General features: G+C 58.4%; 24 protein-coding genes, 1 pseudogene and 1 CRISPR repeat array. Of the genes and pseudogenes, 21 read left to right on the top strand and 4 right to left on the bottom strand.

Annotated elements, in window-relative coordinates:
• Position 1: 1 nt before the first annotated feature.
• The 7 genes and pseudogenes from ACM62Q_RS07545 to cas6 form a co-directional block, all read left to right on the top strand.
• Complete coding sequence (locus tag ACM62Q_RS07545) at positions 2–259, top strand: hypothetical protein (RefSeq protein WP_415035170.1); 258 nt, start codon at positions 2–4, stop codon at positions 257–259.
• On the top strand, positions 259–660 hold the full coding sequence (locus ACM62Q_RS07540; protein ID WP_415035168.1) for a type II toxin-antitoxin system VapC family toxin: 402 nt from the start codon (positions 259–261) through the stop codon (positions 658–660). The genes ACM62Q_RS07545 and ACM62Q_RS07540 overlap by 1 nt, the downstream gene beginning before the upstream one ends.
• Before the next feature lie 13 nt (positions 661–673).
• Complete coding sequence (gene cmr4 / locus ACM62Q_RS07535; protein WP_415035166.1) at positions 674–1,567, top strand: type III-B CRISPR module RAMP protein Cmr4; 894 nt, start codon at positions 674–676, stop codon at positions 1,565–1,567.
• 9 nt (positions 1,568–1,576) lie between these two features.
• Positions 1,577–1,966, top strand: a complete 390-nt coding sequence (gene cmr5 / locus ACM62Q_RS07530; protein ID WP_415035164.1) for a type III-B CRISPR module-associated protein Cmr5 — start codon at positions 1,577–1,579, stop codon at positions 1,964–1,966.
• 2 nt (positions 1,967–1,968) lie between these two features.
• Positions 1,969–3,144, top strand: a complete 1,176-nt coding sequence (gene cmr6, locus ACM62Q_RS07525; protein WP_415035162.1) for a type III-B CRISPR module RAMP protein Cmr6 — start codon at positions 1,969–1,971, stop codon at positions 3,142–3,144.
• Between the two features lie 16 nt (positions 3,145–3,160).
• Positions 3,161–4,666 carry a CRISPR-associated protein Csx16 gene (csx16, locus tag ACM62Q_RS07520; RefSeq protein ID WP_415035160.1) on the top strand — a complete coding sequence of 502 codons (1,506 nt, stop codon included), beginning with the start codon at positions 3,161–3,163 and terminating at the stop codon, positions 4,664–4,666.
• A pseudogene (gene cas6, locus ACM62Q_RS07515) lies at positions 4,663–5,451 on the top strand (CRISPR system precrRNA processing endoribonuclease RAMP protein Cas6); the annotation flags it as partial. The gene csx16 and the pseudogene cas6, both read left to right, overlap by 4 nt.
• 149 nt (positions 5,452–5,600) lie before the next feature.
• Positions 5,601–6,751: a CRISPR direct-repeat array (repeat unit 36 nt; unit sequence GTAATAACTCAGCCCTGATTTCAAAGGGATTAAGAC).
• A gap of 142 nt (positions 6,752–6,893) precedes the next feature.
• Here cas6 and ACM62Q_RS07510 read toward each other — a convergent pair.
• The 3 genes from ACM62Q_RS07510 to ACM62Q_RS07500 are packed head-to-tail and all read right to left on the bottom strand — an operon-like array spanning position 6,894 to position 9,278.
• Complete coding sequence (locus ACM62Q_RS07510) at positions 6,894–7,598, bottom strand: macro domain-containing protein (protein WP_415035158.1); 705 nt, start codon at positions 7,596–7,598, stop codon at positions 6,894–6,896.
• Between the two features lie 10 nt (positions 7,599–7,608).
• Positions 7,609–8,220, bottom strand: coding sequence for a DUF4433 domain-containing protein (locus ACM62Q_RS07505; RefSeq protein ID WP_415035156.1), 612 nt, complete (start codon positions 8,218–8,220; stop codon positions 7,609–7,611).
• Between the two features lie 8 nt (positions 8,221–8,228).
• Positions 8,229–9,278, bottom strand: a complete 1,050-nt coding sequence (locus tag ACM62Q_RS07500) for a hypothetical protein (RefSeq protein WP_415035154.1) — start codon at positions 9,276–9,278, stop codon at positions 8,229–8,231.
• A gap of 241 nt (positions 9,279–9,519) precedes the next feature.
• Between ACM62Q_RS07500 and cas2 the strand changes: the two genes are divergently transcribed.
• Genes cas2 through ACM62Q_RS07485 form a run of 3 tightly spaced genes read left to right on the top strand, consistent with a single transcriptional unit; the run spans position 9,520 to position 11,059 of the window.
• Complete coding sequence (gene cas2 / locus ACM62Q_RS07495; protein ID WP_415035152.1) at positions 9,520–9,807, top strand: CRISPR-associated endonuclease Cas2; 288 nt, start codon at positions 9,520–9,522, stop codon at positions 9,805–9,807.
• Between the two features lie 11 nt (positions 9,808–9,818).
• A complete protein-coding gene (cas1, locus tag ACM62Q_RS07490; RefSeq protein ID WP_415035150.1) occupies positions 9,819–10,781 on the top strand; it encodes a CRISPR-associated endonuclease Cas1 in 963 nt (320 codons plus the stop codon).
• Positions 10,766–11,059, top strand: a complete 294-nt coding sequence (locus ACM62Q_RS07485) for a CRISPR-associated endonuclease Cas2 (RefSeq protein WP_415035148.1) — start codon at positions 10,766–10,768, stop codon at positions 11,057–11,059. Before cas1 ends, ACM62Q_RS07485 begins: the two co-directional genes overlap by 16 nt.
• A 132-nt stretch (positions 11,060–11,191) precedes the next feature.
• Here ACM62Q_RS07485 and ACM62Q_RS07480 read toward each other — a convergent pair whose 3' ends face one another.
• On the bottom strand, positions 11,192–12,187 hold the full coding sequence (locus ACM62Q_RS07480; RefSeq protein WP_415035146.1) for a malate dehydrogenase: 996 nt from the start codon (positions 12,185–12,187) through the stop codon (positions 11,192–11,194).
• A gap of 203 nt (positions 12,188–12,390) precedes the next feature.
• On the opposite strand from ACM62Q_RS07480, the gene ACM62Q_RS07475 reads away from it, so the two are divergent.
• The 11 genes from ACM62Q_RS07475 to ispH all read left to right on the top strand — a co-directional run.
• Positions 12,391–13,170, top strand: a complete 780-nt coding sequence (locus ACM62Q_RS07475; protein ID WP_415035144.1) for a GntR family transcriptional regulator — start codon at positions 12,391–12,393, stop codon at positions 13,168–13,170.
• A gap of 129 nt (positions 13,171–13,299) precedes the next feature.
• Positions 13,300–13,680, top strand: coding sequence for a succinate dehydrogenase, cytochrome b556 subunit (sdhC, locus tag ACM62Q_RS07470; protein ID WP_415035142.1), 381 nt, complete (start codon positions 13,300–13,302; stop codon positions 13,678–13,680).
• Positions 13,677–14,027 carry a succinate dehydrogenase, hydrophobic membrane anchor protein gene (sdhD, locus tag ACM62Q_RS07465; RefSeq protein WP_415035140.1) on the top strand — a complete coding sequence of 117 codons (351 nt, stop codon included), beginning with the start codon at positions 13,677–13,679 and terminating at the stop codon, positions 14,025–14,027. Before sdhC ends, sdhD begins: the two co-directional genes overlap by 4 nt.
• 2 nt (positions 14,028–14,029) lie before the next feature.
• Positions 14,030–15,814: a succinate dehydrogenase flavoprotein subunit gene (gene sdhA, locus ACM62Q_RS07460; protein WP_415035138.1), complete on the top strand. Its 1,785-nt coding sequence runs from the start codon at positions 14,030–14,032 to the stop codon at positions 15,812–15,814.
• A 12-nt stretch (positions 15,815–15,826) separates the two neighbouring features.
• Entirely contained in the window at positions 15,827–16,537 is a 711-nt protein-coding gene (locus ACM62Q_RS07455) for a succinate dehydrogenase iron-sulfur subunit (RefSeq protein WP_415035136.1), read from the top strand.
• Complete coding sequence (locus ACM62Q_RS07450; RefSeq protein ID WP_415035134.1) at positions 16,537–16,803, top strand: succinate dehydrogenase assembly factor 2; 267 nt, start codon at positions 16,537–16,539, stop codon at positions 16,801–16,803. The genes ACM62Q_RS07455 and ACM62Q_RS07450 overlap by 1 nt, the downstream gene beginning before the upstream one ends.
• Before the next feature lie 134 nt (positions 16,804–16,937).
• On the top strand, positions 16,938–18,236 hold the full coding sequence (gene gltA / locus ACM62Q_RS07445) for a citrate synthase (protein WP_415035132.1): 1,299 nt from the start codon (positions 16,938–16,940) through the stop codon (positions 18,234–18,236).
• A gap of 96 nt (positions 18,237–18,332) precedes the next feature.
• Positions 18,333–21,176, top strand: coding sequence for a 2-oxoglutarate dehydrogenase E1 component (locus tag ACM62Q_RS07440; RefSeq protein ID WP_415035130.1), 2,844 nt, complete (start codon positions 18,333–18,335; stop codon positions 21,174–21,176).
• A gap of 24 nt (positions 21,177–21,200) precedes the next feature.
• Positions 21,201–22,439, top strand: coding sequence for a 2-oxoglutarate dehydrogenase complex dihydrolipoyllysine-residue succinyltransferase (odhB, locus tag ACM62Q_RS07435; RefSeq protein ID WP_415035128.1), 1,239 nt, complete (start codon positions 21,201–21,203; stop codon positions 22,437–22,439).
• Positions 22,440–22,629: 190 nt separating this feature from the next.
• Positions 22,630–24,054: a dihydrolipoyl dehydrogenase gene (gene lpdA / locus ACM62Q_RS07430; protein WP_415035126.1), complete on the top strand. Its 1,425-nt coding sequence runs from the start codon at positions 22,630–22,632 to the stop codon at positions 24,052–24,054.
• 68 nt (positions 24,055–24,122) lie between these two features.
• Positions 24,123–24,769, top strand: a 647-nt coding sequence (ispH, locus tag ACM62Q_RS07425) for a 4-hydroxy-3-methylbut-2-enyl diphosphate reductase (protein WP_415035124.1), incomplete at its 3' end; no start/stop codon positions are given.

Below are 24,769 nucleotides of genomic sequence, written 5' to 3'. Positions count from 1 at the left end.
GATGTACGCCTACAAACTCGAAACCGAAGTCACCCAAGACCACCGCATCAGCATCGATCTGCCCAGCGATTTTCCCTTGGGGGGAGCCGAAATTATTGTGCTGGCCAAAACCTCAGAACCGACAAAGCCGCTTCAAGCACAAGACGAAACCCTGGCCGACTTCATCGACTGGCTCAAGACGCAGCCCCCCTCCGGGCGCAGCAAGGAAGAAATTGATGCCGAAATCGCCGCGGAACGCGCCGCCTGGGGTGATGACTGATGCGCATCTATCCTGACGCTTCGACACTGATTCATTTCATTGAAGAAACTCCTGTGGTCTTTGAGCGGATCGAAGCCGCCATCCTGGGGCGCAAAGACATGCACTTTGCCCTCAGCCATTTGCTTCGTCTTGAGTGCCGTACAGGCCCCCTGAAACAGGGCGACAAGGTTCGTCTGGCTTGTTTTGACCGCTTCTTCAACAACACCCGCCATCAGTGGGTCCCCGCCAGCCGCGCCGTCTTCGATCGTGCCACGCAGTTGCGCGCCGAGCATGGCCTGAAAACCCCGGATGCCCTGCACCTGGCCGCCGCCCTCGAAGCCGGCTGCGATGAATTCTGGACCAACGACCACCGCCTGGAGAGCGCCGCTGCCGGCCGTCTCCGCGTCACCGCCTTCAACTGATTTCGGAGCCGCCATGTACCAAGCCCAAGCCACCCTTTTCCTCTACGCCATCAGCCCCGTTCATATGGGGGCTGGTACGGCCTTCGGCCTGATCGACAGCCCGATCCAGCGCGAGCGCCACACCGAGCACCCGCTTTTTGCCGGTTCCGGTCTCAAAGGGGCCGTTCGCCACCGTTTTGGCCAGCTCACCGAATGGAAAAACGCCCAGCTGCTCAACCGGCTGTTTGGGCCGGAAGGGGGCGAATTGTTCGCCGGTGCCGTCAGCTTTGGCGATGCGCAACTCGTCGCCTTCCCGGTGCGCTGCGCCAAACAGGGCTATGTCTACATCACCAGCCCGCTGGCCCTGGCGCGCGCCGCCCGGCTGCTCGCCCTGCTGGGGAAAAAGGATTTTCCAAAACTCCCCACTACCTCGGCCGCAGGTGAAGCGAGTGTGACTGCAGGCGACCTGCTGTCCGGCGATAAATTACATCTGGAAGCCTTTGAATATCGTGCCCAGCAAAACGCGCCGTTGCAGGATGTCGCCGAATGGCTGGCCGCCAACGCTCTGCCGCAGGGCATGGCTCATGAGTTTTTCCGCAACAAACTCAAACAGCATCTGGTGCTGCTGCCGGACGATGATTTCGGCTACTTCGTCAGGAACGCCACCGTCGTCGAGCCGCACGTCAAGATCGACGACGCCACCGGCACCGCCAAAGACGGCGGCCTGTTCTATGTCGAAAACCTGCCACCGGAAAGTCTGCTCATCGCCCCGCTGATGGCCAGCCAGGAACGCAGCGGTAAGGAAGAACGGCTGGAAGCCGAAGCCGTGCTCAGTCAGGTCAGCGCCGGGTTGGACGGCCAGCTGATCCAGATCGGTGGTGATGCCAGCACCGGGCGCGGGCAAGTGCTCGTCACTGTGCTGAAATAAGGAGACGTTATGAGCACACTGAGTCTGTCAAAAAACCCGGCGATGACGCTGGAACAACAACGCTCCGCCACCGCCTGGCGCTTCGCCCAGGAAGGCGTGGCCCTGAGCGACCAATACAAGGATCTGGCCAAAGCCACCCCGGCCTTGATCATGAACAACGGTTTGTTGCAGACCCTGGCCTTTTTTGAGGACAAGGGCAAGCCGCACCATAAGGTACTCGCCAGCCATCTGCGCCGCTGGGTGATGAGCCGCGCCGGCGGCAGCGACCAGGACATCGGCTTTTTGCCCTTCATGGAAATCCTGCTCCAGGCCGACAGTCAGCAATACCGCCAAGCCAGCGAAGAAGCCCTGCTGCTCCTGCGCTGGTTACGTCAATTCGCCGCCGCCGTGGAAGTCTGAGCATGCAAGCCGCCGTCCCTCACTACCTGCAAGCCCACCTGGGCGAAGCCGCGCCCGGCCATCGCTTTGGTCTGTATTACGCCGGCTGGAATGACGATTTCAGCAAGCCCAAAGCGGGCGTTACCGCCGCGCTGAAAGCCACCGTCTGCCCGCTCCATGATCACAGCCGCAAACTCCTAGAAAACCTGGTGGGCCGTCAGCAACACCTGGCTGCCCGCCAGCCCCATCTGTTCACCTGGCCCGCTCTCGCCACAGCCCCCTTCGCCACTGGTCTCGGCAACGAGCACCCGCTGGAAAATGGTTTTGCCTTTCTTTCCCCCTACGGCCTGCCTTATTTGCCTGGTTCTGGCATCAAGGGCGTACTGCGCCGTGCCGCCGAAGAACTGGCTAGCGGCGAATGGGGCGATGAACAGGGATGGAGTGAGGCGGTCATTGCCAATCTGTTTGGCCCCGGCGAGGATGACCCGACCCGCGATAGCGCTCCGCGCCAAGGTGCCCTGCGTTTCTGGGACGTTTACCCCCAACCCGCCGCCAGCCTGAAAGACGACCGCCTCCTGCTCGGCGTCGAAATCATGACCCCGCACCTGGGCGACTACTATCAAGGCAAGACCACCCCCAACACCAGCCTGACCCCCAACCCCATACCCTTTCTCGCCGTGCTGCCCGGCTCACGCTTCTGCTTTCACGTTGAATGCCACCCTGGCCACGTCGCGCCGGAATTCAGCGCCACCTGGCAAACCCTGCTTGCCGCCGCCTTTGAACACGCCGGCACATGGCTGGGCTTTGGTGCCAAAACTGCGGTAGGTTATGGGCGCATGGCAATGGATGAAAAGCGCGCAGTAGAACAACGTGAGCAGCAGGCCGCCGAGGAAAAACGTCAGCAGGAAGATCGCGCCAAAGAAGGGGAAGCGCAGCGAATGGCGGCTATGTCTCCCTTCGAGCGTAGCCTCGCTGAAGTCATCCAGGCCAAACCCGCCGATCAATCGGAACTGAAAGCCCTGTTTAACGCCTTGAAAAACAATCGCTGGCAAGGTGAAGATGCGGCCAAGGTGGCGGAAAGACTCAAAGTCACGATGCAGGCTAGCGGCCAATGGCGGGAGAAATCAGAAAAGAAAAAGCCGGAAAAAGACGAGCCTTATCAAATGACCCTGTTCATCAAGGCGCAACTTGCCACTTGAATCAATAAGCCCCCCCATGACTACCTGGTTCATCACCCGCCACCCCGGTGCCCGCGCCTGGGCAGAGCAGCAAGGCCTCAGCATCGATCGCCATGCTACCCACCTCGACCCGGCCGAGGTGGCCCCCGGCGACACCGTCATCGGCACACTGCCGGTACACCTGGCCGCCGAAATCTGCCAGCGCGGCGCGCGTTATCTCAACCTCTCGCTCGATCTACCGGCCAGCGCCCGTGGGCGGGAGCTGGGAGCCGATGAATTGCTGGCTTACAACGCCCGGCTGGAGGCCTACGCCATTCAATCGGAAGCCTCAGCAGAAAACCCTGCGGAAGGCGGCAACTGCCTGCACATCGTGCTCGCCACCGGTGAAAACCTGCCCAACCTGATCCCGGTGCTAGCGCCCAATCTAAAAGCCAGCGAAGTCATCATCATCGCCAGCCGCGCCATGCAGGATAACGCCGAAAAACTGCGTTACGGCCTGCAACAAAGCGGCCTGCCGGAAGCACGCTGCCGCCTCATCGCTGACTGCCCGGATCACAACCTGCCCAACATCCTGGCATGGGCCAATCAACAAGCCCGACAAATCGCTACCGAAGCCGCCGGAAAACGCTGCATCCTCAACCTCACCGGCGGCAACAAGCTGATGACCATCGGCTTTCTGCAAGCCTTTCGCCCGCACGCCGAAATCATCTACTGCGACACCGAGGCCGGGCGTATCGACTACTTTCACCCCATCGGCCGAGAGCAACAGAAATTGCCGGTCAACCTGCTTACCTTGAAGCCCTATCTTGCCGTGCAAGGCTACAAACTGCGCGACAATAGCCCCGACGTCAGTGGCATGAACACCCGCGCCGACCTCACCCGCCAACTGGTTCAGAGCGCCCCGCGCATCGAGCGCCTGATCGGCCAGATGAACGGTGCCGCCTACCATTTTCGCGATGGCCGGTTAGATCGCGCTGGGCTGGACGCCGGCGGCAACTCCCACGAACAAAATCTGCTCGATATGCTGGTCGAGCGCAAAATTCTGAAAAAAACCGGCCGCCAGTTCACCATTTTCGACGACAGCGCCGCCACCTATCTCGGGGGCGGCTGGCTCGAAGAATGGTGCTGGCTGATCGGCAAAGAACTCGAACAGGGCGAACCCGGCAAACGCCTGAGCCACAGCCGCTGGGGCATCAACCTGATGATCGACCCGTGGAACCACCTGCCCATTCCCGGTCGCAACCAGCATCCGCTCAACGAGCTCGATGCTGTTTTCATTCACCGTAACCGTATGTTGCTCATCGAATGCAAAAGCGGCCAGCAGATTTCCGAACGTGGCGAAAGCCAAAGCATCCTCAACAAACTTGAAACCCTGGGTAAACACGTCGGTGGCCGGCTCGACACCAAATGGTTGCTCACTGCGCGCAGCATTGACCGCAACACCCAGGCCCGCCAACGCGCCGAAAAATACAACATCAAGCTCATCCGTCCCGACGAACTCGCCGACCTCAAAACCGCCATTCTGCGCTGGATGACTCAATGACCTTGCTCCCCCTCGCTCGTCACCGCCTCCATTTCACCGCCACCACCCCGGTGTACTTCCCTGAATGGGCCGGCTCCGTACTGCGCGGCGGCTTTGGTCATGCGCTACGCCAACTGGCCTGCATGACGCGGCAGAAGGATTGCGCCGGCTGCCCGCTACACCACACCTGCCCCTATCCGGCCATCTTCGCCCCGCCGCCCGTCCAACACAGCCTGCAACGCCTCAGCCAAGCGCCCGCCCCCTACCTCATCGAACCCGCCGGCTGGGGCGCTCGCCAGATCGCCCCCGGTGAGAACTGGTATGTCGACCTGGTATTGATGGGCCGCGCCCTGCACGAATTACCCCTCATCCGGCTGGCTTGGCAACGCGCCGCCCAGCGTGGCCTTGGCCCTGGCGACGGGCAATCGACACTGACCGAGCTTGAAGTTTTTGCGCCAGACCACGAAAACCCGCCCCAACCCAGCACCGAAATCACCCTTAACTTTCACACCCCGCTGCGCCTGCAAGACAATGGCCGCGCCGTGCCGCCAGCAAAACTCGACGCCGAACGCCTGTTGATGAACCTCGTGCGCCGAATCAGCCTGCTCGCCGAATTCCACGGCAACGGCAGCCCAGGCTGGAACTTCAAAGCTCTGAAGCACGCCGCGGCGGAAGTCGACAGCGAAAAACACCTGAAATGGCAAGACTGGACCCGCCGCTCTTCCCGCCAGCAACAGACCATGCAACTTGGCGGCGTCATCGGCCGCTGGACCTTGCGCGGCAACCTCACCCCCTTCCTGCCCGCGCTACACCTTGGCCAATGGCTGCACATCGGCAAGGAAACCGTTTTCGGCCTGGGCCGCTACACGCTGGAAGAAACCTCAGCAAAAAACTCAAATCTTCCAGAGCGCTCTGTGCAATACATTGATTCTATGGAACAATTCGCAGTGCCGCAGTAATAACTCAGCCCTGATTTCAAAGGGATTAAGACGGCGTTTGTCTTTGCTTTCGGCATCGGCGGTTCGTAATAACTCAGCCCTGATTTCAAAGGGATTAAGACCTGCCCAACCTCCCCTATGGCGTCGCCTTCAGTCCGTAATAACTCAGCCCTGATTTCAAAGGGATTAAGACGTATTCCCTAATGAACTCTTCACGTGACGGGGCGTAATAACTCAGCCCTGATTTCAAAGGGATTAAGACACGATGCGATCCAGTAGGGACGCTTTCGGCGGACGTAATAACTCAGCCCTGATTTCAAAGGGATTAAGACATAGTGGTTCTCAACAAAACAGCCAAGATCGGTACGTAATAACTCAGCCCTGATTTCAAAGGGATTAAGACAAGTTTGTCGAATTGACACAACGAGAAAAACAATCCGTAATAACTCAGCCCTGATTTCAAAGGGATTAAGACCAGGATGCTGAGTGGATCGAGTGATGTGGTTGGTAATAACTCAGCCCTGATTTCAAAGGGATTAAGACGCGCTGAGTTGCGCCATGTACTCGCGAACGAACGTAATAACTCAGCCCTGATTTCAAAGGGATTAAGACGGCGATCAACAACTGAGGCTTTCACCGGGCGATGTAATAACTCAGCCCTGATTTCAAAGGGATTAAGACCAATGCGTGCAATCGCAGAACTTTTTGCGGAAAAGTAATAACTCAGCCCTGATTTCAAAGGGATTAAGACATTCCTCACGCGAGGGAATGCGGGTGGAAGTAGCGTAATAACTCAGCCCTGATTTCAAAGGGATTAAGACAATTTCGAAATCCTCATCCTCATCCTCAGCTTCCGTAATAACTCAGCCCTGATTTCAAAGGGATTAAGACGAACAACGCTTTCGGCAAGGCGCGTGGTCAGGCTGTAATAACTCAGCCCTGATTTCAAAGGGATTAAGACAAGGTGAACTGTTGCATGATGATACTCCTGTGGGTAATAACTCAGCCCTGATTTCAAAGGGATTAAGACGCCGCGCAAGTCTGCGCCGCGCAAGTCTGCCTGTAATAACTCAGCCCTGATTTCAAAGGGATTAAGACAAAGGCAGAGTTCCGGGATAGCGATGGGGCTAGGGTAATAACTCAGCCCTGATTTCAAAGGGATTAAAATCTGGTGCCCATGAGATGCTGACGGGCAACAATTCGCTATTTAAGCCGCGAATAGGCGCGGTCTGGCTGTTTTTGTCTGGGGATTCTGTCAGGAAAACTTCTGTGATTATTTGACAGAACACCGCTTTTGACAAAAACAGGAATCAGAAACCCAGCCCTAATTGACATGAGGGACTGACGAGATCGCCTTCGTCGCGTACAAGTGCAAAAACTTTTTCCAGTGTTTTGTCGCCAATGCCTTGCACCTGGGCTAATTGATTGAGTTGTCGCAGGCTTGGGTTCTTCAGTGCTTCACGTATCCGTTCAATGTAATCAATCCGCAATCCGGTACGACGCTTAAGCACCTCTAAATCCAGTGCGCTGATGCGTTCCTTGAATTTGTCGAATATATCGTCCCCGGCCAGCGGGTCATATTTGTAGATTTCGATCGGTATGGAACAGTGACGCAAGTAGGATTCCATTATTTCGATCGATTGCTCCACCCCCAGGCCGCCATGTTGACCACCGAGTACCGGGAAGGCCGCAGAGCGCACTCCTTTCGCTTCATGGGTGTCCATGAATTTTTTGAGCCCGGCATGTAGATAGGCTTCCTTGCTGGGGTATTTCCAGTGTTTTTTGGTCGGAAAATTGAGTATCCAGCGATCATCCGTTTTGTATATCCAGAGAATGCCGATATCGATTTTCCTCGCTTCACAATGCTTGAGGTATTGCTGGAACATGTCCGGGTAGCGGAACCGGCATTCGAGCGCAATACCTGCACCCATCACGCCCACGCAATTCACGGTGTTGACGATGGTTTGGTGCTGCGTGGTAAAAATATTACCAGTAATTATTTTCAATTCAGACACTGCCTGCCTTTCAGAAAAACACGCTTGGCTTGACTTCGGTTTTGATTTTTGTCACTTCCGCCATTTCATTGGCCAGCGCCACGTTGTTGCAGATTGCAGCAACAATATGCACCGGGCTGACGTGCGGATAAATCAGCACTTCAGCACAGCGACGCCGTTTGCCGTCAGGTACGTTATTCCAATAGCCGGCATTAAGGGCGTCAAGTGCGCTGTAGATGATTTCCGGGGTGACTGAAAATTTTGTATCACGAGAGGCGGCATTCCCATCACAAAAGACATGCTGGTTATCGCTCAAAATGCCCGACGAAATTTTCAGTATCACAATGTGCCGCTGCAACTCACGTTGCCGGTAGAGCATCGGATTGCGTGGGTTGATATAGAGTGGAGCGTAGTCGTGGATCGGCCGATAATATTCGGTTTCCAGGAGGGAGCGGTGCCGTTGCACCTCTGGATCAGAGATGTCGATCGCGTCGATGTCACATCTGTCACGAACTGTTGAATGCGACAAAATACCGTGGTGCATGATGCCCTCCACATTGTTTTTGTGGGTAATGTGATAGAAAAACGGGAAGTGCAGTGGTCGCTGCCGGATGGCCGTGCTTTGTCGGGTGTCGGTCAACATCGTGGCTCTCACCAGAGCTCCACCGGCACATCTACACAGACCAGATTGGAAAGCGTCATTAGTGCGTCAAACTGATGCTTTGCTGCCTCTTGCTGATTGCGGCGTTCCAGTATTTTGCGTTCCGCAGCCGCGTTCTGCCGGACCATTTGCCGCAATGCTGGGTCCGACCGGCAGGCGTCATCATGCGCCCGCAACACCGCGTCGACCGCTTCTACCACGCGCGCATCAAGCTCGCTGTTGTACTGACCTTGCAGCTGCTCGATATACCAGTCGCCGTTGTAGTCCGTATCGACGGCCAAAGTCCCAACGTGTTGTTGCTGCTTGATCTCTATGATTCGATAGGCGCGGCACATCGAGGTGCGGCAGCGCGATGCATAGGAGGCGATGCAGTGCTGCATCCGCGTACTTTCTACCTCCAGATCAGTCGTATTGCCAAGGGCAATGAAGCGATAACCGGCGTAATCCACCTGGCGGACGATAATCTGCCATTCGGTATATTCCGGATGATCGCGGCCAATGCTTTGCTGTGGATCAACGACCAGGCTGTCCAGATAGGCGCGACGAATGGCGGGCCAACCGGCACGCAGACGTTGTTCGTTGAGTTTCTGCCTCCCTTGCCCCAAGGCCCAGCCCATGACCGGGTTGATTTCTGTCGCAATGAAAGCGGATAGATCAATAGCAGTGGGCTGAGTGTATTGATACAGCACGCAGGCTTTCCAGGCTGCACGGAAAAGTAAGGGCGGCACATCGCCAGGCGCAACCGGCCACTGTGCCAGGGCACCCATCAGTTCGCGCGGTGGTGGCACGTCCATTTCACAGGCGGCCAGCAGGCTCAGCACTTGCTCGACGTGGCGGCAGCTTTGTTGCTGCCTCTGCGGGTTGAGCAGATGGCTGCCCAGCGATTCAAGCAAGGCATCACCATAGTCCAGATAAAGCCTCCAGCCACGGCGGTTGACGCCGTTTTCCTGCAGGAGAGCTTTTAACTGCTGCGCAGCATCCGCCTCGTCGAGCGAGGCAATGGCATACAGGTCAGGCAGAAGGAAGTGGCTGGTATCCATGCCTCGAAGTATAGGAGGTCACTTTGCGTGCTATCCGGCAGGCAAGCTTGTCAACCGGATGGCTGGCAAGCTTGCCAGCTGAGCAATTCAAGGCACATCGCCTAAGCTTTCATCACGCCACAACTTCATTGAAAAATAAGGGGAAGCGATGAGGCAAACAAAACGATTGCTCATGATGACGCCGGTCGAGTTAAAGCAGGCCCCGGACGGTGTGCTGCGCTGATTTGACGAGTGATGCGCCATGCTCGACCCCGCCCGCACCCTCTACCTCGTCTGCTACGACATTTCCTGCCCGAAGCGGCTTTATCGGGTGCATCGTTTTTTGCTCGGTTACAAGGTGGGCGGGCAGAAATCGTTTTTTGAATGCTGGCTGACGCCGGCGGAGTTGCGCGAAGTGCGCGCCGGTTTGCTCGAGCGTATGCAGATCGATGCGGACCGGGCGCATATTTTTCAGCTTGATCCACGCCAGCAGACACGTCAGCTGGGCATCGCCAAAGCGCCGCATGGCGGGGCGTTCATGATTCTTTGAGGGGGCAAGAAATGAGCAGCTTGTACGTTGACCGCAAGAATGTGGAATTGAAGGCCGATGGTGAGGCGCTGGTGTTTGTCGAGAATGGCGAACGTATCGGCACGGTGCCTTTGCATCCCTTGTCGCGGGTTTTTTTGCGTGGCGACATCAAGTTGAACGCCAGTCTGCTCGGCAAGTTCGGCGAGCACGGCATCGGCGTGGTGGTGCTGTCGGGGCGCCAGGGTATACCTTCATTGTTACTCGGCCGGCCGCATAACGATGCGGCGCGCCGGGTGGCGCAGTATCGGCTGTCGCTCGACGCCGATTTCTGCTTGCGCTTTTCGCGCGCGATTGTCAGCGCCAAGCTGGCCGGGCAACTGGCCCTGATTCGTGAGCGGCGCGGGGCCAGCCCGCTGCATCGTTATCCGCTGACGGTGTGCGAACGGCGCATCGAGGGCATGCTGGCGCAGATCGATGCACAGCCGGGAATCGCTGCCCTGCGCGGTCTGGAAGGTGCGGCAGCGGCAAGTTATTTCGAGGCGCTGACGGAAATTCTGCCGGCCAGTCTGAAATTCCACGGGCGCAATCGCCGGCCACCGCGTGATCCGGTTAATGCGCTGCTCTCACTGACTTACACGCTCTTGCACGCCGAGGCGACGCTGGCGCTGTATGGTGCCGGGCTGGACCCTTTCATCGGCTTTTATCACAGCCTGAATTTTGGCCGCGAGTCGCTCGCCTGCGATGTGATGGAAGCTTTGCGGGGGCAAGCGGATCGTTTTGTGCTCGACTTGTTCCGGGTAGAAACGGTGAAAGCCGAGGATTTTTCACTCAGCGAGGCCGGTTGTCTGCTGGGCAAAGCCGGGCGCGGGCGGTTTTATGCCGCCTACGAAACCCGCGCCGAGTTTTTTCGCCGCGAGCTGGAACAAGCGGTGCGCGACATTACACAAGCGGTCGGCCAGGCCCAGCCTGCCGGGGCAGCATGCACAGCTGGTTGATAGGTTACGACATCACCTGTCCGCGCCGCCTGCAGCGCGTGCACCGGGTGATGGTCAACTACGCGACACCCATCGAATATAGCGTTTTTCTGCTGGTCGGTTCAGAAAAGGATCTGGCGCACTGCCTTGCTGCAATCAACACGCGGATCGATGCCAGAACCGACGATGTGCGCTGCTATCCCCTGCCCACACGCGGTCTGCAAGAAAGAGTTGGCTGCAGCACCCTGCCCACCGGCATCCAGTGGTCTGCCCTGCCGGCGGGGTTGTGGCTGGGTTGAAGGCAAATTGCTTGCGAAGTGCTGTTGTTCGTGCGGCGCTCTTCTGTCCTTTGCCGGTACATGGTGTAAAAAAACCGCGGGCGAAAAAAAGCCGTGGCTGGTCACCACGGCTTTTTGCAGGTAGAAAAACGCTTACTTCAGCATGTCGGCAACCGCTGCGCGCTCGTCTTCCAGTTCTTTCAGGGTGATGGCGATTTTGCTCTTGGCGTATTCGTCGATTTCCAGACCCTTGATCAGCGTGAAGCTGCCGTTTTTGCACTCGCAGGGCAGGCCAAAAACGAGGCCTTCCGGGATGCCGTAGCCGTTGTCAGCCGGGGCCGGGATGCCCATCGTCACCCATTCTTCAGAACCCAGGTGCCAGTCGCGGACGTGGTCGATGGCGGCATTGGCGGCGGAGGCGGCGGACGACAGACCGCGCGCGTCGATGATGGCGGCACCGCGTTTGCCGACGGTGGGCAGGAAAACATCGTTATTCCAGGCGGCGTCATTGATGAGGTTCTTGACGCTGTCACCGTTGGAGGTGCAGAAGCGGTAATCGGCATACATGGAGGGCGAGTGGTTGCCCCAGACGACCAGTTTCTTCAGCGAGGAGACGGTGCGGCCGGCCTTCTGCGCCAGTTGCGTCAGGGCGCGGTTGTGGTCCAGGCGCAGCATGCCGTGGTAGTTGTTCGGGTTGGTGCGGCCCACCTTGAGGGCGGCGGCGCGGGCGATGTAGGCATTGGTGTTGCAGGGGTTGCCGACCACCAGCACCTTGACGTCTTCCTTGGCGTTTTCGGCAATGGCCTTGCCTTGCACGGTGAAGATGGCACCGTTGGCTTGCAGCAGGTCGGCGCGCTCCATGCCGGGGCCGCGCGGACGGGCACCGACCAGCAGGCAGACGTCGGCATCTTTGAAAGCGACGTTCGGATCATCGGTGGCAACCATGCCGGACAAGAGCGGGAAAGCGCAGTCGTCCAGTTCCATCATCACGCCCTGCAGTGCTTTTTGCGCTTGCGGCAGGTCGAGCAGTTGCAGGATGACCGGCTGATCTTTGCCGAGCATTTCGCCGGAGGCAATGCGGAACAGCAGGCTATAACCGATCTGGCCGGCGGCACCGGTAATGGCAACGCGCATGGGGGCTTTGGACATGTAAGGCTCCTGGAATCTTGGGTTGAACAGCAAATAATGTAAGTGTCTGGCGGTGTCGTGTCGCATGGCAGTCGGCCGCGCCGAGTGCAACATTTCGACACAAGCGTGATGGTAGAAGCTCGTTTTACGCCTGTCAATTCTGTGTCTTATATAAGACAGCTTTTAATGGACGTTGGCGTAAATTTGTGCTGAAATTGCCAGCCATGACTCAGGAACTTTCTTCGTCCGTTTTATTGCCCGCTTCTGCGCCGGCTGCGCGCGCGACGGCACCGACATTCAGCCCGCTCTATCGGCAGATCAAGGATTTTCTGGTCGATTGCCTGGCGCGCGGCGAATGGGGGCCGGGCGCGGCGATCCCGAGCGAGGCGGAGTTGGCGCAGCGCTTTAACGTCAGCCAAGGCACGGTGCGCAAGGCCATCGACGAAATGGCGGCAGAAAATTTGCTGGTGCGCCGCCAGGGCAAGGGGACTTTCGTTGCCACTCACGACGATCCGCGCTCACACTATCGCTTTTTGCGCCTGTTGCCGGATGACGGCAAGGCGGTGGAGTCGCATAGCGAACCTTTTTCCTGCACTGTATTGCCGGCGACGGCAGAGATCGCAGCCGCTTTGCAGCTGCCGGCAGAAGCCCCCGTAATTCTCATCAAACGCCTGCTCAGTTTTGCTGGCAAAAAAGTGATTTTTGATCAGATTCATTTGCCGGCCGAGCAATTTTCCGGCTTGTCGCTGGAATCCTTACGGGCCAGTGAGCGCTCGCTTTATAGTCAGCTCGAAGCCGATTTCGGCGTGCGCATGATCCATGCCGAAGAGCGTTTGCGTGCCGTCGCAGCGGATGCGGAAAGCGCGCACTGGCTGGGGGTGGCAGAAGCTTCGCCGCTTCTCTTGGTGGAGCGTACGGCCTATAGCTATGGCAATCAGCCGGTGGAATGGCGGCGCGGTTTGTATCTGACGGCGCAGCATTACTATCAGAATAATCTGGGGTGATTTTCAGGGGGTGAGGGCGCGTGCTGCGCGTCCTGCCTCGTTTTGTAACGATTTTTGTCTGTATAATTACGGCTCTTTTCAAACCACGTACAAGCGGAAAACCGCACTTACACGCGAGGGATGACGTTCATGGCAGAAATGTCCATCAAAAAGAAGCGTCCAAAGAACTTGGACCTCACCACGATCAAGTTGCCGTGGAGCGGCAAGGTATCGATTCTTCACCGAATCAGCGGCGCGGGCTTGTTCCTGATGCTGCCCCTGATCGTTTGGCTGTTCGGCGCGAGCTTGTCGTCGCCCGAGGCCTTTACCGCCGTCACCGGCAATTTGCTGGTGAAGGTGATCATCGCGGGCTTGATCTGGGCGTTTACGCATCATTTCTGTGCCGGCATCCGCTTCTTGCTGATCGATCGCCACATCTGTGTTGAAAAAGAAGCGGCGCAACAGTCGGCTCTCGTGGTGCTGGCCGTGAGCATTCCGCTGACGCTCGTTCTGTGGGGGATTCTGCTGTGATCAATCGTATCGTTGTCGGCGCGCATTACGGTCTGAAAGACTGGATTATTCAGCGCGTCACCGCCATTGTCATGGCGCTGTATTCGGTCTTGCTGCCGGTCTTGTTGCTGGTGCACCGCCCTTCCACCTTCGAGGCCTGGCGCGAGATGTTTGCCACCTGCGGCCTGTTGAAGATGGCGACTTTTCTTTTCTTCATCAGTCTTTTCTATCACGCCTGGATCGGCATGCGTGACTTGTGGATGGACTATGTGAAGCCGGTCGGACTGCGCCTGACCCTGCATATTGTGACCGTTGTGGTGCTGGTGGCATACACCGCGTGGGTTGCCACGATTCTCTGGAGGCTGTAAGCGTGAGTATTCCTGTTCTCAAATTTGATGCCGTGATCGTGGGGGCCGGTGGTGCCGGTCTGCGCTCTGCCATTCAGTTGTCCGAAGCCGGCCTGAAAACTGCGGTGCTGTCCAAGGTTTTTCCGACCCGTTCGCACACCGTGGCGGCGCAAGGCGGCGTCGCCGCTTCGCTGGGTAACTCCGAGGAAGATCACTGGCACTGGCACATGTACGACACCGTCAAGGGTTCCGACTGGCTCGGCGACCAGGACGCGATCGAATTCATGGTGCGTCAAGCCAATCAGTGCGTGGTCGAGCTTGAACACTACGGCATGCCCTTTGACCGTACCGACAACGGCAAGATCTACCAGCGCCCGTTCGGCGGCCACATGTCGAACTTCGGCGAAAAGCCGGTGCGTCGTTCCTGCGCGGCGGCGGACCGTACTGGTCACGCCATGCTGCACGCCATGTATCAGCGCAACGTCAAGGCCAATACCCAATTCTTCGTCGAATGGATGGCGCTCGACCTGATCCGCGATAGCGAAGGTCATGTGCTGGGCGTTACCGCCATGGAAATGGAAACCGGTCAGGTCGTCATCTTCCATTCGCGCGCCACGATTTTCGCTACCGGCGGTGCCGGGCGTATTTTCCATTCTTCGACCAATGCCTTCATCAACACCGGCGACGGCCTGGGCATGGCGGCGCGTGCCGGCATTCCGCTCGAAGACATGGAGTTCTGGCAGTTCCACCCGACCGGCGTGGCCGGCGCTGGCGTGCTGATTACTGAAGGGGTGCGCGGCGAAGGCGGCATCCTGCGTAATGCCAACAAGGAACGTTTCATGGAGCGCTACGCGCCGAATGCCAAGGATCTGGCCTCGCGCGACGTGGTGTCGCGCGCCATGACCACCGAAATCAACGAAGGGCGCGGCTGCGGTCTGAACAAGGATTACGTCCTGCTCGACATCACCCACCTCGATCCGAACGTGATCATGAAGCGTCTGCCGGGCATCCGTGAAATTGGCCTGCAATTTGCCGGCGTCGATTGCATCAAGGAGCCGCTGCCGGTGGTGCCGACCTGCCACTACCAGATGGGCGGCATTCCGACACATTACTCGGGCCGCGTCGTGGTGCCGCAAAATGGCAACCCGAACACCGTCGTGCCGGGCTTCTACGCCGCCGGCGAATGCGCTTGTGCCTCGGTGCACGGGGCCAACCGCCTGGGCACGAATTCCTTGCTCGACCTTCTGGTGTTCGGTAAATCGGCGGGCGATTCCGCCGTGGAAGACCTCAAGCAAGGCAAGGAACACCGCGACCTGCCGCAAAATGCTGCCGAGCAATCGCTTTCGCGCATTGCTGCGCTGGATAATCGCAAGGGCGGTGCCAATGTGCACGAAACCCGTCTGGCCATGCAGCGCACCATGCAAACGCACGCCGGCGTGTTCCGTTTCGGCGATTTGCTGAAAACCGGTGTGGAAAAGATTCTGGAAGTCGAAAAAGCGGCGCGTGAGCTGGAAATCAAGGATAAATCCATGGCCTGGAACACGGCCCGCACCGAAGCGCTCGAAATGGAGAATCTGATCGAAGTCGCCAAGGCCACCATGATTTCCGCTGAAGCCCGCAAGGAATCGCGCGGCGCGCACGTGCGTGACGACGCTCCCGATAGCGCCGAATTCCCGAATGGCCGCAACGATGCCGAATGGCTCAAGCACAGCCTGTTCAATCCAGCGGATAACAGCCTGAGCTACAAGCCGGTGAACATGCAGCCGCTGACTGTCGAAACCATCGCGCTCAAGACGCGTTCGTACTAATCGGAGAAAAACATGAGCAAACGCATGGTTCAATTCAGCATCTACCGCTACGATCCGGACAAGGATGATGCGCCGTACATGCAGGACGTTTCCGTTGAACTGGAACCCACCGATCGCAAATTGCTGGATGCTCTGGTCAAGCTGAAGGCGCAGGACGACACGCTGTCTTTCCGCCGTTCCTGCCGCGAAGGGGTGTGTGGTTCAGACGCCATGAATATCAATGGCAAGAACGGACTGGCCTGCCTGATCAACGTCGAAGACCTGAAGCAGCCCATCGTGCTGCGCCCGCTGCCGGCGCTGCCGGTCATTCGCGATCTGATCGTCGATATGACCCAGTTCTTCAAGCAGTATCACTCGATCAAGCCCTACCTCATCAACAATGACCCGCCGCCCGAGCGCGAGCGCCTGCAGTCGCCGGAAGACCGCGAAGAACTCGATGGTCTCTACGAGTGCATCCTGTGTGCCTGCTGTTCGACGGCTTGCCCGTCATTCTGGTGGAATCCGGATAAATTCGTTGGTCCGGCGGGCCTGCTCGCAGCGTACCGCTTCCTCGCCGATACCCGCGACCAGGCGACCAACGAGCGTCTGGACAATCTCGAAGATCCGTACCGCCTGTTCCGCTGCCACACCATCATGCACTGTGTCGATGTCTGTCCGAAGGGTTTGAACCCGACCAAGGCTATCGGCAAAATCAAGGACATGATGGTCAATCGCGCCGTCTAATGGAACGCGCCGATTATGAACGCCTGCGCTGGCGTTGCATACGCCGGGCTCTGCTCGAACTCGATATTACGCTGACGCGTTTTCTCGACAAGGGTTTCGCTCAACTGAGCGAAACCGAGCAGGCGGCGTTTGTCGAGCTGGTGGCCCTGGAGGACCACGAACTGTGGTACCTCCTGAGCGGCAAGGCAGAATGCGCGGCAGATGAGGCACATTTCGTGCCGGTGGTGGAGAAGATTCGTAAGTGTTCAGTAAGCTTGACCAGCTAAGGTTCGGCTATTGACCAGCAAAACATCTGAAGTAGTGAGTAGTTGATGTATCGATGGCGCGTGTGTTGATGTAATACACGCGATTTTTTTGGCAAGGCAGTGATAAATAAACACCCGTAAAGGCAAAGAAAACCATGACAATCGAACGCAAGGCAACTCTGAATATCGACGGACAAGCACCCGTTGACTTCCCGATCATGTCCCCGACGCACGGTAACGACTGTATCGACATTCGTACCTTGGGCGGCAAAACCGGTTTGTTTACCTACGATTCGGGCTTTTTGTCGACGGCGAGCTGCAAATCCACCATTACCTACATCGATGGCGACAAGGGCGAATTGCTCTATCGTGGCTACCCCATCGAACAACTGGCCGATAAATGCTCTTTCCTGGAAGTGGCCTACCTGCTGAAGAACGGCGAATTGCCGAACAAGCAGGAAAAACTTGATTTCGAGTCGGTCATCAAGAAGCACACCATGGTGAACGACCAACTCACCCGCTTCTTCAATGGCTTTCGCCGCGACGCGCACCCGATGGCCGTGATGGTCGGCGTGGTGGGCGCGCTGTCTGCTTTCTATCACGAAGCCATGGACTTCTCCGATGCCGAGCACCGCAGCATCAGCTTCAACCGCATCGTTTCCAAGATGCCGACTATCGTTGCCATGGCCTACAAGTACAACAAGGGCATGCCCTTCATGTACCCGGACAACGATCTGGATTACACCGCCAACTTCATGCGCATGATGTTCGGCAATCCTTGCGAAAAATATGTGCCGAATCCGGTGTTGGTCAATGCGCTGGACGTGATTTTCACCTTGCACGCCGACCACGAACAAAATGCCTCCACCTCTACGGTGCGTCTGGCTGGCTCTTCTGGGGCCAATCCGTTTGCCTGCGTTTCTGCCGGTATTGCCTGCCTGTGGGGGCCGGCGCACGGTGGTGCCAACGAAGCTTGCCTCAATATGCTGGAAGAAATCGGCGACGTGTCGCGCGTTGGTGAATACATCAAGCGCGCCAAGGACAAGAACGACTCCTTCAAGCTGATGGGCTTTGGTCACCGCGTCTATAAGAACTTCGATCCGCGCGCCAAGCTGATGCGCAAGGTCTGTAACGACGTATTGGGCGAACTGGGTCTGCAAAACGACCGTTTGTTCAAGCTCGCCATGGAGTTGGAACGCATTGCGCTGGAAGACGAATACTTCGTCGAGAAGAAACTCTACCCGAACGTCGATTTCTACTCCGGCATCGTGCAAAAGGCCATTGGCGTGCCGACCGAAATGTTCACCTGCATCTTCGCGCTCGCCCGCTCGGTGGGTTGGATGGCGCAGTGGGAAGAGATGATTTCCGATCCGGAATACAAGATCGGCCGCCCGCGTCAGCTCTACGTCGGCGCTGCCAAGCGCGACGTGGTGCCCTTGGCCGGCCGCGGATAATTTGCATGCACAATAGGGCGGCCGTAAGGCCGCCTTTTTCACATGTAGGGCCTTGTTGCTCTGCACAAATAGGAAAGCGTACGGTGGGAGGAGCCTATGAACACGATGAACGATAAATTCGACAGCTCGCTTTATTTCGGAGGCAATGCGCCCTTCGTTGAAGAGGTTTACGAGAATTACCTGCACGATCCGAGCTCGGTGACCGCCGAGTGGCGTGATTATTTCGACCGTCTGGCGCAGATGCCGGGCTTCGCGGCGCGCGACGTGGCGCATACGCCGGTCATCTCGGCTTTTGCCGAATTGGCCCGCGACGGCGGTTTTCGCCCGGCCGCAGCCCCCGCGACCTGCGTTGAAAACAAAAAACAATCGGCGGTCGGTCAGCTGGTCACGGCCTACCGTTCCCTGGGAACGCGCTGGGCCGATCTCGACCCTTTGAAACGCCTGCCGCGTCCGAAGCTCGATGAGCTGGAGCCGTCTTTCTACGGGTTCACCGATGCCGATCTGAAACAGACCTTCAACGTCGGTTCGCTCAAGGGGCTGCCGGAAAACGCCCAGTTCTCCGACATCATGGAAACCCTGCGTCAGACGTACTGCGGCACCATTGGTGTCGAGTACATGTATATGACGAACTACGACGAAAAGCGCTGGCTGCAAGACAAGCTGGAAAGCATCCGCTCGCGTCCCACCTACAATAGCGAGCAGAAGAAGCGCATCCTGGAGCGTCTGACCGCTGCTGAAACCCTGGAACGCTATCTGCACACCAAGTACGTCGGCCAAAAGCGTTTTTCGCTCGAAGGCGGTGAATCGCTCATCGTTGCCATGGATGAAGCCATTCGCAGCGCTGGCGCGCAAGGTGTCGATGAGGTTGTGGTCGGCATGGCCCACCGTGGCCGTCTGAACGTTCTGGTCAATACCCTGGGCAAAGCGCCGTCGATGCTCTTTGAAGAATTTGAAGGCAAGAAAAAGAGCGATTTGTCCGCCGGTGATGTGAAATATCACATGGGTTTTTCGTCGGATGTTTCCACCCCCGGCGGCCCTTGTCACCTGACCCTGGCCTTTAACCCTTCGCACCTGGAAATCGTCAATCCGGTGGTGGAAGGTTCGGTGTATGCACGGCAAGTGCGGCGCGGCGAAGGCAGCAAGCAAAAAGTCATGCCTGTCCTCATTCACGGCGATGCCGCCGTGGCCGGGCAGGGCGTGAATCAGGAAATGCTCAATTTCTCGCAAACGCGCGGCTATGGTGTCGGCGGCACCTTGCACATCGTGGTCAACAACCAGGTGGGCTTCACCACCTCCGATCCGCGCGATTATCGCTCCGGCCACTATTGCACCGACATCTTCAAGATGGTCGATGCGCCGATATTCCACGTCAATGGGGACGATCCGGAGGCCGTGGCGCTGGTCACCCAGCTGGCCGTCGAATACCGCCAGACCTATCAGAAGAACGTCGTCGTCGACATCATTTGCTACCGCAAACTCGGCCATAACGAGCAGGATGAGCCGATGGTGACGCAGCCTTTGATGTACAAGATCATCAGCAAGCATCCCGGCACGCGCAAACTTTACGGCGACAAGCTGATTGCTGAAGGCGTGCTGGCCGCGGATGGTCCGGATCAGATGATTGCCGAGTATCGCGCCCATCTGGACAAGGGCGAGCTGCTCTATAACCCGGTGCTGGCGGGCTACAAACACCCGATGACCATCGATTGGGCTCCTTATCTGACCAAAAAATATATCGAGACCTGCGACACCACGGTGCCGATGGCGGAACTGCAGCGTCTGGCACAGCGTTTGTCGAGCGTGCCGGAAGGCTTCACCCTGCATTCTCGCGTCAAGAAAATTGCCGAAGACCGCGCCGCCATGGGCGAAGGCAAGCTGCCGGTGGATTGGGGCATGGCCGAAAATCTCGCCTATGCCTCGCTCCTGGTTTCCGGTTATGGCGTGCGCATTTCCGGTGAAGACGTCGGACGCGGCACCTTCTTCCACCGCCATGCCGCCTTCCATGACCAGAACCGCACCAGCTGGGATGCCGGCACCTATCATCCGCTGAAAAACCTGCAGGAAAAACAGGCCGGTTTCCAGTGCTATGACTCGGTGCTCTCCGAAGAAGCCGTGCTCGCCTTCGATTATGGCTATTCCTCGGCCAATCCTTACGAACTCGTCATCTGGGAAGGCCAGTTTGGCGACTTCGCCAATGGTGCCCAGGTGGTGATCGATCAGTTCATCGCTTCCGGTGAAGCCAAGTGGGGGCGCGCTTCCGGCCTGGTCATGCTGCTGCCGCATGGTTACGAAGGTCAGGGGCCGGAGCACTCTTCCGCCCGCCTGGAACGCTTCATGCAAGCCTGCGCCGAAAACAATATGGAAGTTTGCGTGCCGACCACCGCCGCCCAGGTTTTCCACATGCTGCGCCGCCAAGGCGTGCGCATGCAGCGTAAACCGCTGGTGGTCATGTCGCCGAAATCGTTGCTGCGCCACAAGGATGCAGGCTCTTCCCTGGAGGAGCTGGCGAGCGGCGAATTCCAGCGTGTGATCGGCGAAACCGATGATCTCGATGCGAAGAAGGTCAAGCGCGTCATTCTGTGTTCCGGCAAGGTGTATTACGACCTGGTCAATGCGCGCCGCGAAAAGAAGATCACCGACATCGCCATCGTGCGCCTGGAGCAGCTCTATCCTTTCCCGAAAGAATCGCTGGAAAAGGAAATGGCCAAATACCCCAAGGCGACCGAAGTGGTCTGGGCGCAAGAGGAGCCGCGCAATCAAGGGGCTTGGTATTGGATCGCCTCGCGCAACCACCTGGTCAGCCAGATGGGCGCGAAGCAGAAACTGCTGCTGGTCGCCCGTCCGGCCTCTTCTTCGCCGGCCGTGGGTTACCTCGCCAAGCACAACGAGCAACAAAAGGCATTGATCGAGTCCGCTCTGGGCAAGATCGACTACCAATAATCACTACCGCAGAGTGGAGTCATCATGAGCATTATTGAAGTTCAAGTCCCGCAACTGTCTGAATCCGTTGCTGAAGGTACGCTGGCAACCTGGAAAAAGAAAATTGGCGAAGCTATTGCCCGCGACGAAATCCTGGTCGACATCGAAACCGACAAGGTCGTGCTCGAAGTCCCCTCGCCGGGTGCCGGCGTGCTGGTCGAGATCATCAAGGGCGATGGCGAAACCGTCGTGTCCGGTGAGTTGATCGCCAAGATCGACACCACCGCCGTGGCGGGTGCGCTCGCTCCGGCCGCGGAACCGGCCAAGGCCGCTGCGCCGGCGGCTGCTCCGGCACCTGCGGCGGCGGCCCCGGCCGGCACTGCCAGCCCGGCGGCACGCAAGATTCTGGAAGAAAAAGGCATTGCCGCTGCCGAGGTCGCCGGTTCCGGCCGTGGCGGTCGCGTCACCAAGGAAGATGCCGTCGCCGCCCAGGCCAAGGCTGCCGCGCCGTCCGGCCCGGTCGCCGCCGCCAAGAGCGCACTGGCCTCGCTGCCGGTGCCGGTTTCCGGCGTCAATCTGGGTGAACGTGCCGAAGAGCGCGTGCCGATGACCCGCCTGCGCGCCCGCATCGCCGAGCGCCTGCTCCAGTCGCAGCAGACCAACGCCATTCTGACCACTTTCAACGAGGTCAACATGGCCCCGGTCATGGCGCTGCGCAAGCAGTATGGCGACAAGTTCGAGAAAACGCACGGCGTGCGCCTCGGCTTCATGGGCTTCTTCGTCAAGGCAGCCTGTGCCGCCCTGCAACGCTTCCCCATCCTGAACGCCTCGGTGGATGGTAACGACATCGTTTATCACGGCTACATCGACATCGGCATTGCCGTCGGCTCGCCGCGCGGCCTGGTCGTGCCGATCATCCGCAACGCCGACCAGCTGAGCATTGCCGACATCGAGAAGAAGATCGCCGAATTCGGCCAGAAGGCCAAGGACGGCAAGATCTCCATCGAAGATCTGACCGGCGGCACCTTCTCCATCTCCAACGGCGGCATCTTCGGCTCGATGATGTCGACGCCGATCATCAACCCGCCGCAATCGGCCATCCTCGGCATCCACGCCACCAAGGATCGCGCCGTGGTCGAAAATGGTCAGGTCGTGGTGCGTCCGATGAACTACCTCGCCATGTCCTACGACCACCGCATCATCGACGGCCGCGAAGCCGTGCTTGGTCTGGTGACCATGAAGGAAGCTCTGGAAGATCCGTCGCGCCTGCTGTTGGGCGTGTGAGAGCGCCCGAGGGGCGTGAAAAGTGAAAGACGAAATGTGAAACGTGGGGGCGGCGCGGAAATTTTCCGTGCTATCCCCACGTTTTTTTGCCAAACAACGCAAGGTGAATGATGCATGTGAGCCAGGGTGAAATAGGGCGCTTTTCCCTATTTCACCTTGTCCGACTTACCTTGCACTCCAAGGAAAACCCATGTCCAACAAACAATTTGACGTTCTCGTCATCGGTGGCGGCCCCGGCGGTTACGTGGCGGCCATTCGCGCTGCCCAGCTCGGTTTCAATACGGCCTGCGCCGAATCCAACGCCTACGCCGATCCCAAGGGCGAGCCGCGCCTGGGTGGCACCTGCCTGAACGTCGGCTGCATTCCATCCAAGGCGCTGCTGCGTTCTTCGGAACTGTTTGAGGAAGCCAACCACAGCTTTGCCATGCACGGCATCTCCGCCAAGGGCGTCAGCATCGACGTGCCGACCATGGTCGGGCGTAAAAACACCATCGTCACCCAGTTGACCGGCGGCATTCGCGGCCTGTTCAAGAAAAATAAGGTGACGGGGCTCAACGGCCACGCCAGCTTTGCCGGCAAGGAAGGCGAGCTGTACAAGCTCAAGGTCGGCGCCGAAGAGGTGCTGGCCAAGCACGTCATCATCGCCACCGGCTCGAAGCCGCGTCATCTGGACGGCATTCCGGTCGACAACAAGGTGATCTGCGACAACGTCGGCGCGCTCGATTTCGAGGCCGCGCCGAAACGTCTGGGCGTCATCGGCGCGGGCGTCATCGGCCTGGAAATGGGCTCGGTGTGGCGCCGTCTCGGTACCGAGGTGACGGTGCTCGAAGCCATGCCGGATTTCCTGCCGTTTGCCGACCAGGACATCGCCAAGGAAGCGCTCAAGCTGTTCATCAAGCAGGGCCTGAAAATCAGCACCGGCGTCAAAATCGGCAAGGTTTCGGTGGCCAAGAAGGGTGTCACCGTCGAATACGAGGACAAGGACGGCGCGAAGAAGCTGGAAGTCGATAAGCTGATCGTTTCGGTGGGCCGCATCCCGAATACCGACGGCCTGAACGGCGACGCGGTCGGCCTCAAGCTCAATGAGCGCGGCCAGGTCGAAGTGAATGGTCACTGTCAAACCAATCTGCCCAACGTCTGGGCGGTCGGCGACGTGGTGCGCGGCCCAATGCTGGCGCACAAGGCATCCGAAGAAGGCGTCATGGTCGCCGAGATGATCGCCGGTCAGGCCGGTCACTGCAATTTCGACACCATTCCGGGCGTGGTCTACACCCATCCGGAAATCGCCTGGGTCGGCAAGACCGAGCAGCAGTTGAAGGTCGAAGGCATCGCCTACAAGCCGGGCAAGGTGCCGTTCATGGCCAGCGGCCGGGCCCTCGGCCACGGTGACGCCAGCGGTTTCGTCAAGGTGCTGGCCGATGCCCAAACCGACCGTATCCTCGGCGTGCACATCATCGGCAACAACGCTTCTGAACTGATTGCCGAAGCCGTGGTCACTATGGAGTTTGCTGGTGCGTCCGAAGACCTCGGCCGCATCTGCCATGCCCACCCGACGCTGTCGGAAATCGTGCACGAAGCTGCATTGGCCTGCGACAAGCGCGCCCTGCATTTCTGATTGCGCGTTCTTCCCCAAGAAGCGGTTGCGGCGACGTGACCGCTTTTTGTTTTTGAGAATTCATCACCATGCAAATCCTTCTTGCCAATCCCCGCGGTTTCTGTGCGGGTGTCGAACGCGCCATTGCCATCGTCGAGCGCGCCCTGGAAAAATTCGGTGCGCCGATCTACGTGCGCCATGAAGTGGTGCACAACAAATTCGTCTGCGACGATCTGCGCGCCAAGGGGGCGGTGTTCATCGAGGAATTAACTGAGGTGCCGCCGGGCAATACGGTGATTTTCAGCGCCCACGGCGTGTCGCAAGCCGTGCGCCTTGAAGCCGAGGCGCGGGGCTTGAAAGTGTTCGATGCCACCTGTCCGCTGGTCACCAAGGTGCATCTGGAAGTGGGCCGCATGCGCAAGGGCGCGCGCGAAATCGTCATGATCGGCCACAAGGGGCATCCGGAAGTCGAAGGCACGATGGGCCAGGTTCAAGGGGGCATGTACCTGGTCGAAACGCCGGAAGATGTGGCGGCGCTGGTGGTGAACGACCCCGAGCATCTGGCCTACGTCACCCAGACCACGCTTTCCATCGACGACGCGGGCCGCGTGATTGCTGCGCTGCGGGCGCGTTTCCCGAACATTCAGGGGCCGAAGAAAGATGACATCTGCTACGCCACGCAAAACCGCCAGGATGCCGTCAAGGCGCTGGCCGATGCCTGCGATCTGGTGATCGT

This window comes from Azonexus sp., assembly GCF_047638095.1.
Classification (GTDB): domain Bacteria; phylum Pseudomonadota; class Gammaproteobacteria; order Burkholderiales; family Rhodocyclaceae; genus Azonexus.
Note: the sequence above shows the minus strand (reverse complement) of the source record. Positions and strands in the feature narration are given on the sequence as shown.